Source organism: Paenibacillus sp. FSL H7-0735, assembly GCF_038008505.1.
Classification (GTDB): domain Bacteria; phylum Bacillota; class Bacilli; order Paenibacillales; family Paenibacillaceae; genus Paenibacillus_AQ; species Paenibacillus_AQ odorifer.
In genome coordinates this window covers 3,925,821-3,939,213 of sequence record NZ_JBBOZH010000001.1, presented here as the reverse complement: position 1 = coordinate 3,939,213, position 13,393 = coordinate 3,925,821, and the positions used below count along the sequence as shown (strand labels likewise).

Here is a 13,393-nt window from a genome sequence, read left to right as displayed (position 1 = left end):
GGTGAACTTTGGATGAGTGAATTAAAAATACCTAAACGAATGACAACTGCGCTAGTCAATTCGTTGACGGCTGGTGTTGTTCCGCGTATCGGACTAGAGCATATAGCCGTTGGCCGCCGGCCGGAGATTGAAGCCATATTAAGAGATATGGAGAACATTGCAGAGGGTGGGGCAGCTTTTAAGCTGATTACAGGCAAATTCGGCAGCGGCAAAAGCTTTCTGCTTCAGATGATCCGTAATTACGCTATGGATCGTGATTTTGTAGTAGCAGATGCTGACCTCTCCCCTGAGCGCAGATTAGTGGGAACCAAAGGACAAGGCCTAGCGACTTACCGGGAGCTAATGAGCCATTTATCGACCCGCACACGTCCAGATGGTGGAGCGTTGGAGATCATCCTGCAAAAATGGATTATTACGCTACAGCAGTCCGTGATGCAGGAGAAGGAATATGGACCTGATCACCCTCAGCTTGGTGAAGAAGTAGAGAAGCGAATTTACGCTGTAGCCTCTGAAATGCGTGGTTTGGTACATGGTTTTGATTTTGCCAAAGTACTCGCCTCTTATTGGAATGCACACAAGCTGGCTGATGATGACCAGAAACAGGATTCGCTTCGCTGGTTGCGTGGAGAATTTGCAACTCGGACAGAAGCCCGCAAAGCGCTTGGGGTTGGCGTGATTATTGATGATGATAATTGGTATGACTATATGAAGCTTTGGGCGGAATTTACCGCGGCAATTGGCTATAAAGGTCTGCTGCTGTTTATTGATGAAGGTGTCAATCTCTATAAAATTACGAACAGTATTTCCCGCCAGAGCAACTATGAAAAGCTGCTTACCATGTTCAATGATACGATGCAGGGGAAGGCAGAGAACCTTGGGATTTTTATAGGGGGAACACCGCAATTTGTGGAAGATGGACGGCGCGGATTATTTAGTTATGAGGCACTGCGATCGAGATTGGTTGCTGGCCGATACGGGGCGGCGGGTCTGAACAATTATACTGGACCTATCATTGCACTGGACATGTTATCACACGAGGAAATTCTGGTACTGCTGCAAAAGCTTAAAGGGATTCACGCCCTACATTATGGTTATGAAGCGCGTTTATCACAGGAACAATTGGTTCATTTTATGGAGGAAGCGGTTGGAAGATTAGGGGCTGAGGAACTCTTGACTCCACGGGAGGTAGTTCGTGATTTCATGGATCTGCTGCATACGCTCCACCAGCATCCGGAGATTACTTTTGAACAGCTAGTGGGCGAAAAAACAGCTAAGCCAGCTGAGACCGAGCAAAATGAACTGGATGGGTTCTTAGCGGAGTTTGAATTATGAGTGATAATCCGTTCTATAGGCTGGCACCCTTCATTAAAGAGTTTATTTATAAGAACCGCTGGGAGACTTTGCGTGAGGCACAGGTGGATGCTTGCCGTGTGCTTTTTGATACCCCGCATCATCTGCTGATTGCCTCAGGTACCGCTTCAGGTAAGACAGAGGCAGCTTTTTTCCCTGCGCTTACTGAGCTGTATGAACGTCCTTCCGGTTCGGTTGGCATTTTGTATATCGCCCCTTTGAAAGCTTTGATCAACGATCAATTTACACGTTTGAATGATTTGCTTCGTGAAGGCAACATTCCGGTGTGGCACTGGCATGGAGATGTACCACAAGCCGATAAAACAAAACTTGTGCAGAATCCTTCAGGCGTGCTGCAAATCACCCCTGAATCGCTTGAAGGATTGTTGATGAACCGCCCGAATGCTATTCCAGCGTTGTTCCATGATTTACGTTTTATTGTCATTGACGAGGTGCATGCCTTTATGGGAGCTGACCGGGGGATCCAGGTGTTAAGCCAGCTGGCGAGAATTTCACGAATGGCGGGATGCCATCCTCGCAGAATCGGTCTATCTGCTACGCTGAGCGACTACGCTTCTGTCACGGAGTGGCTAGCGGCAGGCACACGGGAGAGCGTTGAAGTGTCCGCTCCACAAGGCGGGCGTAAGCTCAGGTTAAGTGTGGAGCATTTCTCTTTCCCGGATGCACGGGATGAGGTGCAGGCGGAGCATTTAGAACGTGCGAAGCAGTCTTATTACGATTTTATTTATGATCATACGCATCTGAAGAAGGCGTTGATCTTCACCAACAGCCGCTCAGATGCGGAGACGGCGACCCTAGAGATGCGGAGAACGGCCGCGAAGCGTGGTGAACGGGATGTGTTTCACGTTCACCACGGCAGCATCTCCGCGATGCTGCGTGAAGAGACGGAAGCCGCGCTGCGGCAAGGCACCGGACCGGCTGTTGCCGCAGCGACATTGACGTTGGAGCTGGGTATTGATCTGGGCGAGCTGGAGCGAGTGCTACAGGTTGGCGCTCCCTATAGCTGTGCTAGCTTTGTGCAGCGGTTAGGCCGCTCGGGCAGGCGTGGAGACGCTGCATCCGAGATGATCTTTGTCACGCCCGAGGAAGAGGACGAGGAAGCTCAGCTTCCGGCGCGGATGCCGTGGACACTGCTTCGAGCGATAGCGGTTATTGAGCTATATGTGCGCGAGAAATGGGTTGAACCCCTGGTCGTGCGTCAGCTGCCAGTTGGACTGCTATACCATCAGACGATGAGCATTTTGAAAAGTATGGGTGAGGCCGAACCGGATGATTTAAAAGAAGCGGTTCTGAGTTTGCCTTCGTTTAAAACCATAGATCCTACTGATTATGATATTTTCATGACCTATATGTTAGGCATGGGACAAATTGAGAAGATGGACGAAGGCAGCTTGATCATCGGGATGGCGGGAGAGAAGATCGTGAATAACTTCCGCTTCTACGCGGTCTTCAAAGATGATGAAGAGCATGTGGTCTATAACGGAACTGAGGAAATCGGATCGATCACAACGGTTCCACCACCAGGCTACTGTTTTACTCTGGCAGGTAAGCTTTGGAAGGTAGAAGAGGTGGATAATCGCCATAAAGCCGTTTATGTGAAAACCTCACGCGGCAAAGTAGATACGTTGTGGCTTGGTGCGGGTGGGGATGTACATACACGCATCATGAACAAGATCCGTGAAATCTTAGGAGCCACTTCATTGTATCCGTATTTAGCTCCGAGTGCGGCTGCGCGGCTCGAACGAGCTCGTCGTTTAGCGAAGGAAAGCGGAATGCTTGTGCGATCCGTTATGCCGGCGGGTGGAGATTCTATGTTCATTCTGCCCTGGGCGGGCAGTCGGCAATTCCGCACGCTGGAGCGCCTTCTGAAGAACAATCTGAAGAGCCCTCTGGGACTGCGTTCTATCGTTCCGATGGAACCTTATTATATGGTTGTTGCGGGTAAAACTGATGCAGAAACGCTGGAAGCAGAGATCATTGCCGAAAGTATGGCTGCCACAGATCCATTATCATTGTTATCACCAGATGAAGCACCCTACCTTGGAAAATACGATGAGTTCATCCCGCATGAGCTGCTGCGCAAAGCTTTTTCCTTGGATGGATTAGATGTCCCGGGTTTGATTGAAGTTTTAAAGCAGTGGCAGCAACCTAATTAACCTTGAGCAGTAAACATCGAAAATACTCTAAATTGCAGACGCCCGCATAAGCGGGCGTTTTGTTATGTTCGGACCCATGGTGATATATGAACTTTCCTTAAGTTTCAAATGTTGCATAAGAATAGGGTGGAAGGAGAATAGTACTAACAGATTCCTATAGAGGATGATTGCGATGTGGCCTAAAATAGTCTCTTATATTCCGGACTGGACAATTTTTATGCAGGCGGCGATTACGCTGCTCTTTCCCGTAGGGATTTTTTATCTTTACAGGCATTTGTATTTTTATGTTGGAAGCGGACGCTCTAAGGAAACAGAGGCCAAATCACAGGATGCGGAACTGAAGAAGAATGACAATCGGGAAGTAAATCCGCAGCCTCCTGTGTCTACTGCTTTTACTCAGGACTATGATGCCGATCTGACAGCGATAAAAACGGCATTGGGGGAGAACAGTGATGTACATTTTCGTGAATTCTCAGTTAAAGGTATTCAGGCACGTGCCGCATTAGTCTATGTAGAGGGGATGCAGCACGAAGAACTGATCAATCAGCAGGTGCTGCAGAATTTGATGTTTGCCGGCGAAACGCAGGCTTCAGAAGGAATATACAACTACTTGAAACAGAATATGCTCCCGCTAGCTCAGCTCAGTGAAGCCAAGGATTTAGACCAGTTGCAGGAGTTTGTCCTATTCGGATACACTGCGCTGATTGTCGAAGGCATGTGTGAGATGTTGCTGGTGGGTTCTCCGCATGGAGCAGTGCGCTCGATTACTGAGCCGACCTCAGAGGCTTTGCTGCGGGGGCCTCGGATTGGCTTTACCGAGGTGCTCAGTGAGAATACCTCTATGCTGCGGCGCCAAGGGCTTAATAAGAATCTGGAAATGAAAATGGTTGAAGTAGGCAGCGAAATCAAGAAGAACCTGGTTATCGCTTATATGAAAAACATTGTAAATCCTGATCTGCTCCAGGAAGTGAAGGAACGTATCTCCAAAATTGATATGGACTTTATTCTGGAATCCGGCTATGTGGAACAGTTGATCGAGGATGATTATTTAAGCCCGTTTCAGCAGACACAGAATACGGAAAGACCCGATCGGGTAATTGCTTCCTTGTTAGAGGGAAGAGTCGCTATTTTGCTGGATGGCACACCGTTTGCACTCGTTGTTCCAGTGACGTTCAGTATGCTTTTGCAGTCTCCTGAGGATTATTATGAGCGCTGGATTCCGGGTACACTTTTGCGGATACTCCGGTTTTGCGCATCATTTCTGGCTCTGTTGGCTCCGGCGCTGTATATTTCCTTTATCTCCTTTCATCCGGGACTGATTCCTACACAACTGGCGATCTCCATTATCGAAACACGCCAAGGTGTACCCTTTCCTGCATTAATTGAAGTGTTGATTCTGGAAATTTCCATTGAAATCTTGCGTGAAGCTGGAATCCGGCTGCCGAAGCCCATAGGTCCGGCAATGGGGATTGTCGGAGGTCTGATCATTGGAGATGCCGCGGTACAGGCTGGTATTGTGAGTCCGTTTCTGGTAATTGTTGTAGCCGTGACAGCGATCTCTTCGTTTTCCATACCGATGTACAGTGCGGGGATTACTCTCCGGATCTTACGATTCGCAGGCATGTTATTTGCGGCGGTCCTGGGCATGTTCGGAACCATCCTTTTCTTCCTGCTTATTTGCAGTCATCTGACTCGGCTTTCAAGCTTTGGAGTTCCTTACGTCACTCCTATTTCCCCTTTCCGGTTAAGTGACTGGAAGGATTTGTTCGTCCGTGCACCGTTATCAATCATGAAGCGAAGACCGGAGATGCTGAAGACCCAGAAGAAAAAGCGCAGGTCCTAGAGAATGTATTCTTAGCAGGAGCAGAGGGGAGACCACAGTGTTCAAACGAACTGATGACAAGATCACAACCTCGCAGGCTTCCATAATCTTGACCAATTCAATGCTAGGTGCGGGAATTTTGACTTTGCCCAGAAATGTTGTTAAGGCTGTACAGACTCCCGATGCCTGGATTTCAGTAGTGCTGGGAGGTATCACCGTATCTTTGGTGATATTGGTTATGGTGAAGCTTAGCCAGCAATTTCCAGGGGAGACTGTCTTTCAGTATTCTAAAAGAATTGTTGGGAATATTCCAGGCAGTGTAATGAGTACAATATTGATTCTGTACTTTATTGTGATAGCGGGTTTCGAAATCCGCGTTTTGGCGGAAGTAACATTGTTTTTTCTTCTGGAAGGGACACCGATCTGGGCGATTGTGATGCCGTTCATCTGGGTGGGCACTTATTTGGTGTATGGTGGGATTAATTCCATGGCCCGCGTGTTTCAGATTGTATTTCCGATCAGTATTTTTATCCTGATAATTTGTTATATCTTAAGTACCAGAATATTTGATATCCAGCATTTGCGTCCTTTTCTGAGTGAAGGTATGATCCCGGTGATCCGAGGCATGAAGTCGAGCATCCTGATCTTTACCGGTTGTGAGGTTGTGATGACAATGACGGCCTTTATGGAGCATCCACAGCAAGCAGTCAAGGGAATGTTGGTTGGTTTAAGCATACCATTTGTATTATATTTGGTTACTGTTGTAATGGTTATCGGCGGCTTATCTATTAATTCTGTAATCTCCAGCACCTGGCCGACGATAGATTTGGTGCGGAGCTTTGAAATTTCAGGGTTCTTTTTTGAACGATTTGAATTTCCGTTGCTGGTTATCTGGCTGATGCAGATGTTCTGCAATTTTTGCAGCTTTTTCTTTAATGCGTCACTCGGAATCTCCCAGGTGTTTCACCTAAAGATCCATCCGGTTATGTTCGCTTTAATGCCCATCATCTTCATCTGTACGATGATCCCTCAACGCATCAATGATGTCTTCAGTCTTGGTGATGCGATTGGCTATATGGGTGTGCTGATCTTTATATTGCTGCCACTGTTATTGTCGATTGTATTAATCATTAGGAAGAAAGGACTCAAGCAGAATGTTTAGACAGCAGGTTATTCGCTTACTATTGGTATTTATGATTCTGCTTACGCAGTCCGGCTGCTGGAGCAGTAAGGAAATTGAAGACTTGAGTGTTTATACGGGATTGGCGCTTGACAAGGGGGAACCCCAAACAGTCGAAAAGAAATTTGAGGAACTCGGAGGAAGTTACCTTAAGCATAATAAATTGACGGCTACGGTACAAATTGTGCCTGAAAATGTAATTGGAAACTCCGGCAAAGAAGGTGAAACACCCAAAACTCATTTCCATAATATTTCAGAGTCTGGAGATTCCCTGCTTGAAGTATTCCGCCAGATTTCGATCCGCAAGAACCGTCCGATTATAGGCCATCACCTCAAGGTTGTTGTCATATCCGAGAAATTGATACAACAGGAGAAAATCCGACGGCTAATGGACTTTCTGTTGCGTGATAACGATATTCGCCCTAGCTGCCTCATCTTTCTTAGCCAAGGACGTGCGTCTGATACGCTAAACACGACAGCAGAGGAGGTTCCTTCTTTTCGTCTGGAGGACATGGTCCATAACCACTTCAGGACTAGTAAAGTTATGAAGGGCATAACATTGTCGAATCTAGATGCATTGATGTATTCGAAGCAAAGCTTTGTTTTGCAGAACGTTATTGAGGCAAATGGTGAGGTGGAGTTTTCCGGCGCCGGTATTATCAAGGGAGACACAGGATATTGGATCGGCAATCTGAACCAACAGGATGTGGAGAGTATTGCCTGGATCAAAGGCGATGTTAAAGGCGGGAGCATCAAAACATATGATCAGTCAAACGAAGCAATTACTTATGAGATTAAATCAGTCAAGAGCAAGATTACACTGAAGGAGACTGCTGATGAGAAGTTTTCCTTTCATGTTGCGATTGAGTCTGATGGACGTCTTATTGAGCATTGGGATGATAATGAGCATTCCGCGGAAGTTGCCTATTTCAAAGAATTGGAGAAGATATTCGAGGAGAGATTGACCGAAAAAATTAATGCTCTTATTCACAAAATGCATTCCACCTATAAAGTAGATGTGGCAGGGTTCGGAAATTGGTTCAGCATAGAAAAACCGCAGGTTTGGAAAAAGGTCAAGGATCATTGGGACGAGGAATTTATTCGGATGCCATTAACCTTTGATGTAAAGCTTAAAATCACCGATTTTGGTTCCACGACTGAATGAAGGGTTCACTTGATAAACGTGTTAACTCAAAAAGGATCTCAGCAGCCGATGATGGCTATTGAGATCCTTTTCGTGGTTAGTAAGTAGAAGCTGCAAAAACAAACACAACGACGAATAATATAATAATTGCGTACATCAGCGTGCCCACAATTCCACATACCAGACCTGCAATCGCTAAGCCTTTGCCTTGTTCATAACGATTACGGATTTCCTTCAGCGATAAGGCGGATAGAATAATCGCAATAATTCCTAACAGAAAACCAATATAAGGCACAACAATGGAGAGGATTCCCAAGACAAAACCAGCGATTGATTTGCCATTCGTTGGTGCCGGAGGGGGTGGAGGCTGATAATAGTTCAAATTGTCGTTTGGTGGATAGCTCATTAAAATCACCTCCAATAGAAATTGTTATTGAATGTAGTTAATCCAGTGCTCTAGCTGCACACAAGGGACAAGTCCAATAGATTCAGCTAGACGAATGGACGCTTGATTTCTTTCAAGGACGTGATAGCGTGGAATAAAGCCTCGTTCTAACGTTTCTTGTATGGCTGTGCGAACTACCATTTTCGCGTATCCGTATCTTTGAAATGCTTCTAAAGTATGTACAGCGCCGATTTCCCAAATCTGCTCTTCATTGCGGAACGCTAGGCAGGTACTAACCGGATTGTCGCCCTGAAAGATTGAAACGGAAAACGCTCCTTTTTGGAAATATTCCTCAATTTCTTCCTTATTGTAATGGTTAGCAGCCCAAAGTGGAAGTAGTCTGTCGTCAAATGAATGATTGATTGTTACTTCTTTGTCCTTAACATACCTTAACCCCTCAGTTGTGCTGTAAGAGAAAAACCCCCGAACTTTTTCTAAAGAAAAATGCGCAGACAGTGCCTCTTGGTACTTCACATCCTGCAGTTTAAAAACAAGCTTCGCCTCTGTGGGGAGCAGCGTTAGTAATGCTGGAAATATATCGGGGCAGCTGTAATCCAAAAATACGATGTAATCCGCTTGAGGATATACCCTATGATCATATGCGTATGCTGTGGCTGGAAGAAGTAAAACAACACCCCACTGCTCACCTTGCTCTACTAGATGTGTTTCCATGACTTCGTGGAAGGAGGTTAACATTTTTAACAAGCTAACATTCTTTAAGGGGTTCTTTTGTAGTTTGTTTATGATTTGTTCGTTCTGGTGCACACCCATCCACTCCTAGCTCAGATTTATATATTTTACTATAAATTGTACTTATGCAGATATTTATATTTTTCCTTTACTAATCATTAATCTATTGAAAAAAGAAGGTTGACAGTGACTGCTATAATATATTAGGGAAAATAAAGCTCGCTGTTTGAAGCAGCATACGTGAACGGAGGCACATAATTTCATGACACAATCTATCACAGGCGCTGCTGTTCGTGTAGGAGAAGGTCTATCTAAGCAATTCATCCTAATTCTAGCCATTGCATCAGGACTAAGCGTGGCAAATATGTATTATAATCAGCCGCTCCTGGCTGAGATAGGACGCACATTTAATGCTTCCTCTAACGCAGTGGGATATGTATCGATGCTTACTCAAATCGGCTACGCGCTGGGAATGTTATTTTTTGTTCCACTAGGTGACATTCGTGAACGCAGAACACTGATATCCGGACTTCTTATTGCTGTATCACTGTCCCTAATTGGTTTCGCTACCGCACAAAACCTCACTTGGATGTATATCGCCAGCTTTGCTATCGGCATAACTACGGTGGTGCCGCAGGTCATCATTCCTCTCTCGGCTGAGTTAGCTTTACCGGAGGAGCGGGGGAAGGTTATAGGTACAGTAATGAGCGGATTGTTTTTTGGTATTCTGCTAGCAAGAACAATATCCGGAATTATAGGGGATATGTTCGGCTGGAGAGCGATGTACTGGATTGCCGCAGTAGTTATGTTATTGCTATCCCTTATTCTTTATCGGCTAATCCCGGCAACGAAACCAGACAATAATTCTTCGTACTCCGATCTGCTGAAATCAATGGGGCAACTGATTCGCAGATATTCGACGCTTCGTGAGTCATCTTTAATTGGGGCTTGCATGTTTGGCGGCTTCAGTGTGTTCTGGACTTCTCTAGCTTTCTTTCTGGAAGGAGAACCTTATCACTACAGTAGCTCAATCACAGGATTGTTTGGTCTTATTGGTGTAGCAGGTGCTGCTGGTGCTCCATTTATCGGGAGGTTAGCAGACAGAATTGCTCCCAAAAAGATTGTAGGGATCCTACTGTTAATTACATTGATTGCTTACGGATTTTTTGGTTTAGCCGGATTTACAATCTGGAGTTTGATTGCAGGAGTTATTATTCTGGATCTTGGGGTACAGGGATCACAGGTCAGTAACCAAACACGGATATATGCACTTGAACCAGCGGCTCGAAGTCGTATAAATACTGTTTTTATGGTCAGCACTTTTACAGGTGGAGCGATTGGATCCACGCTGGGAAGTTTTGCATGGCAGCATTGGGGCTGGAGTGGCGTCTGCTTAATGGGGGGAACGCTTGTTGTAGCCGCTCTATGCATATGGATAGTCTATAGAGTGATAGAGAAAGAGGATATACCGGAGATTAGCTAGAAACGTATTATATTACCTTTTATTATACCCGGAGGTGTTTGATCATCGCTGAGAAGACGAAAGTTATAGAGGTTGTCCCGTATAACCCAGAGTGGAAGGCAGAATTCAATAGATTAAAAGAACAGCTCTTATCTTATGTCGGAGATCTTATTATTTCTATCGAGCATGTGGGCAGTACTTCCATTGAAGGGCTGGCTGCTAAACCTATCATCGACCTAGATCTTGTGATGGAAAGCTACGATGTACTCCCACAAATCATCGAACGTTTACAACAGCGTGGTTATGAACACCAAGGGAACTTGGGAATAGAGGGCAGAGAAGCGTTTCAAAGACTTCAGGATGACGGGTTTATGAAATATCATCTGTATGTTTGCCCTAAGGATGGAAAAGGCTACTTGGAGCATATCGCTTTCAGAGACTATCTGCGATCGAATACAGCAGCGCGTCAAGCGTATGCAGAGGTTAAACAACGCTTGGCAGAACAACATCGTTATGACATTGATGCTTATTGTGAAGGAAAGACAACGTTTGTTACCTCTATTTTATCTAAAGCCATGAAAGAAACGTAAGTAATATCAATCACTTGCCCGTTCGAAGATGATTTCGAAATTCACTGGGAGACATGCCGCTCCACTTACGAAACTGCTTGGAGAAGTATAACGCGTCATTGAAACCGACCGAGGAAGAGATCTGGTCGATGGTCAGCGTTCCTCCTAGCAGTTTTTTTGCTTTATCCATCCGAACCTTTAATAAATATTGTTTGGGAGACATGCCGATCTTTTGTTTAAAGACTTTAGAGAGGTGTGCTCTATGATAGCCAAGGGAGGATGCCATATGGTCGATACTGATCTGTTGATGAAACTGCAGAGAAATCCAACGGATCGCTTGATCGATCTGACGGTCGATAACATCCGGTAATTCTATCGATTGAGAGGGAAGCGAACTTATGTTCGCGACGCCGAATTTGTGCACTAGCAGCCGCAGCCAACCAGAAGCTTCTAAGCTCTCCAGTCGAGGATAAGCAGATTGCTGAAAGGATAAACGAATATGTTCATAAATCTTATGTATCTCTATTAAGTTATCTAAGTGGACTATTGGATTGTCCCTTGTAATTCCAACTTCCTGTAGTAGCTGTTCAACTGCTTCCCCTTGTAAGGCCACCCATACATATGTCCACGGATGTTCCATGTCTGCCTGATAGCTAAATAACGCCCCCGGAAAAATAACAAAGGTATCCCCCTTACCACATCCCTGCGAATTACTGCCACTTTGAAAAACACCTTCACCATCAATTACTGTATGAATGAGATAGTAATCATGAACAGAGGGACCCATTTTATGTCCAGGAACGGGTTTGCCTTCTCCGCTGAATAATACAGATAGGTCATGATCATCGGGAGCCAGATTAAATCCTGCTGTAAAATGATAATGCTCTGAAGCCATTCACTTAGAACCTCCACAAGATTGCTTTTACAATACATTTAGATTATAGGATTGAATATACAAATGCAACAAACGTCCATATATCTCTTGTATTTCTCCATACTCATTGGGACCGCTCTCATTTATAGTGATTAGTGAAGAGAGCAGACGGTTATGATCTGACATCCTAGTGTTTATAAGGGAATTATAGTTTACTCTACTCCATAAAACTGCGATGTTAACACCGTTCACCTCACCTATAAGGAGGAATATTTCACATGTCTAAAATTACATTTATCGGAGCGGGTAGCACCGTATTCGCCAAAAACGTGTTGGGAGATTGTATGAGAACGCCAGCCCTGCAAGGGTTTGAACTTGCCCTGTATGATATTGATCTACAACGCCTTAAAGATTCCGAGAATATGCTAAATAATATAAAAGAGAGCAGCGGCAGCACTTGTGTTGTGAAATCCTATACGGATCGTAAAGAAGCTTTGCGTGGAGCTAAATATGTCATTAATGCAATCCAAGTGGGAGGTTACGATCCTTGCACCATCACAGATTTTGAAATTCCGAAGAAATATGGCTTGCGGCAAACGATTGCGGATACGGTTGGCATAGGCGGGATTTTCCGTAACCTGCGTACTATTCCAGTGATGCTGGGCTTTGCTGCGGATGTACGGGAGGTTTGTCCGGACGCACTCTTTATGAATTATACTAATCCTATGGCAGTTCTGACCAATGTGATGAATACCTATGGCGGTGTAAAGACGGTGGGATTATGTCATAGTGTGCAGCATTGTATTCCGGGCTTGTTCGAGCATCTGGGTATGGATCAGACAGGTGTTCAGGCTAAGATCGCTGGGATTAACCATATGGCTTGGCTATTGGAGGTTACTAAAGACGGCGAGGATTTGTATCCGGAAATTAAACGCCGTGCAGCTGAGAAGCAAAAAGAACATCACGGAGACATGGTCCGTTATGAAATGATGCTTAAATTCGGTTACTACATTACGGAATCTTCGGAACATAACGCAGAATACCATCCTTATTTTATCAAACGTAATTACCCTGAGCTTATCGAACGGTTTCAAATTCCACTCGACGAGTATCCACGCCGCTGTGTAGATCAAATTGAACGTTGGCAACAAATGCGTGAAGAATTGGTTAATAACAAAGAACTTAAACATGAACGTTCGCATGAATATGCGTCTTATATCATGGAAGCCATCGAAACTAATGTGCCTTTCAAAATAGGTGGCAATGTTATGAATACAGGTCTTATCACCAATTTGCCAAAAGAAGCATGTGTAGAGGTCCCTTGTTTAGTAGATAGAAGCGGAGTAACTCCGACCTACGTGGGAGATCTGCCTCCGCAGTGCGCCGCACTAAATCGTACAAACATCAATACACAACTGTTAACGATCGAAGCGGCCATTACCCATAAGAAGGAGCATATCTATCACGCCGCAATGCTTGATCCACATACAGCAGCTGAATTGTCGATGGATGACATTACAAATATGTGCGACGAGCTGATCACAGCCCATGGAGACTGGCTCCCGGCGTATAAATAAATTAACTAGTTAGGACTAAGGAAGCCTGAGAAATCAGGCTTTTTTGATTGTATTTCTACGAGAAACGATTGTTATCTTTAAAAAAAGACAACGTCGTTTCTTC

11 protein-coding genes are annotated in these 13,393 nt (G+C 45.0%); 8 read left to right on the top strand and 3 right to left on the bottom strand.

The features are described from left to right. Positions 1–12 precede the first annotated feature (12 nt). The 5 genes from NSS82_RS17810 (at position 13) to NSS82_RS17790 (ending at position 7,694) form a co-directional block, all read left to right on the top strand. Positions 13–1,332: an ATP-binding protein gene (locus NSS82_RS17810; RefSeq protein ID WP_036676916.1), complete on the top strand. Its 1,320-nt coding sequence runs from the start codon at positions 13–15 to the stop codon at positions 1,330–1,332. Then, positions 1,329–3,527, top strand: coding sequence for a DEAD/DEAH box helicase (locus tag NSS82_RS17805; protein ID WP_076126645.1), 2,199 nt, complete (start codon positions 1,329–1,331; stop codon positions 3,525–3,527). Before NSS82_RS17810 ends, NSS82_RS17805 begins: the two co-directional genes overlap by 4 nt. A 172-nt stretch (positions 3,528–3,699) precedes the next feature. Beyond that, positions 3,700–5,370 (top strand): spore germination protein, encoded by a 1,671-nt coding sequence (locus NSS82_RS17800; RefSeq protein WP_036677387.1) that lies wholly within the window; start codon positions 3,700–3,702, stop codon positions 5,368–5,370. A 37-nt stretch (positions 5,371–5,407) separates the two neighbouring features. Then, a complete protein-coding gene (locus NSS82_RS17795; protein ID WP_076273241.1) occupies positions 5,408–6,511 on the top strand; it encodes a GerAB/ArcD/ProY family transporter in 1,104 nt (367 codons plus the stop codon). Beyond that, positions 6,504–7,694 (top strand): Ger(x)C family spore germination protein, encoded by a 1,191-nt coding sequence (locus NSS82_RS17790; RefSeq protein WP_076273240.1) that lies wholly within the window; start codon positions 6,504–6,506, stop codon positions 7,692–7,694. Before NSS82_RS17795 ends, NSS82_RS17790 begins: the two co-directional genes overlap by 8 nt. Positions 7,695–7,770: 76 nt before the next feature. On the opposite strand, the gene NSS82_RS17785 is transcribed toward NSS82_RS17790, so the two are convergent. Both NSS82_RS17785 and NSS82_RS17780 read right to left on the bottom strand, forming a co-directional pair. Further along, positions 7,771–8,079, bottom strand: coding sequence for a DUF4190 domain-containing protein (locus NSS82_RS17785; protein WP_036676925.1), 309 nt, complete (start codon positions 8,077–8,079; stop codon positions 7,771–7,773). A 24-nt stretch (positions 8,080–8,103) separates the two neighbouring features. Beyond that, a complete protein-coding gene (locus NSS82_RS17780) occupies positions 8,104–8,790 on the bottom strand; it encodes a GNAT family N-acetyltransferase (RefSeq protein WP_178944252.1) in 687 nt (228 codons plus the stop codon). Positions 8,791–9,070: 280 nt separating this feature from the next. Between NSS82_RS17780 and NSS82_RS17775 the strand changes: the two genes are divergently transcribed. Next, positions 9,071–10,291 carry an MFS transporter gene (locus NSS82_RS17775; protein WP_076106745.1) on the top strand — a complete coding sequence of 407 codons (1,221 nt, stop codon included), beginning with the start codon at positions 9,071–9,073 and terminating at the stop codon, positions 10,289–10,291. 38 nt (positions 10,292–10,329) lie between these two features. Then, entirely contained in the window at positions 10,330–10,860 is a 531-nt protein-coding gene (locus NSS82_RS17770; protein WP_235219390.1) for a GrpB family protein, read from the top strand. 10 nt (positions 10,861–10,870) lie between these two features. Here NSS82_RS17770 and NSS82_RS17765 read toward each other — a convergent pair whose 3' ends face one another. Further along, complete coding sequence (locus NSS82_RS17765) at positions 10,871–11,734, bottom strand: AraC family transcriptional regulator (protein ID WP_076223760.1); 864 nt, start codon at positions 11,732–11,734, stop codon at positions 10,871–10,873. A 257-nt stretch (positions 11,735–11,991) separates the two neighbouring features. On the opposite strand from NSS82_RS17765, the gene NSS82_RS17760 reads away from it, so the two are divergent. Then, complete coding sequence (locus NSS82_RS17760) at positions 11,992–13,290, top strand: alpha-glucosidase/alpha-galactosidase (protein WP_076273238.1); 1,299 nt, start codon at positions 11,992–11,994, stop codon at positions 13,288–13,290. Positions 13,291–13,393: the final 103 nt, after the last annotated feature.

Coding starts and splice junctions, on each gene's coding strand:
- NSS82_RS17810 (WP_036676916.1), top strand. CDS start 13: ATGAGTGAATTAAAAATACCTAAACGAATGACAACTGCGCTAGTCAAT.
- NSS82_RS17805 (WP_076126645.1), top strand. CDS start 1,329: ATGAGTGATAATCCGTTCTATAGGCTGGCACCCTTCATTAAAGAGTTT.
- NSS82_RS17800 (WP_036677387.1), top strand. CDS start 3,700: ATGTGGCCTAAAATAGTCTCTTATATTCCGGACTGGACAATTTTTATG.
- NSS82_RS17790 (WP_076273240.1), top strand. CDS start 6,504: ATGTTTAGACAGCAGGTTATTCGCTTACTATTGGTATTTATGATTCTG.
- NSS82_RS17785 (WP_036676925.1), bottom strand. CDS start 8,079: ATGAGCTATCCACCAAACGACAATTTGAACTATTATCAGCCTCCACCC.
- NSS82_RS17780 (WP_178944252.1), bottom strand. CDS start 8,790: ATGGAAACACATCTAGTAGAGCAAGGTGAGCAGTGGGGTGTTGTTTTA.
- NSS82_RS17775 (WP_076106745.1), top strand. CDS start 9,071: ATGACACAATCTATCACAGGCGCTGCTGTTCGTGTAGGAGAAGGTCTA.
- NSS82_RS17765 (WP_076223760.1), bottom strand. CDS start 11,734: ATGGCTTCAGAGCATTATCATTTTACAGCAGGATTTAATCTGGCTCCC.
- NSS82_RS17760 (WP_076273238.1), top strand. CDS start 11,992: ATGTCTAAAATTACATTTATCGGAGCGGGTAGCACCGTATTCGCCAAA.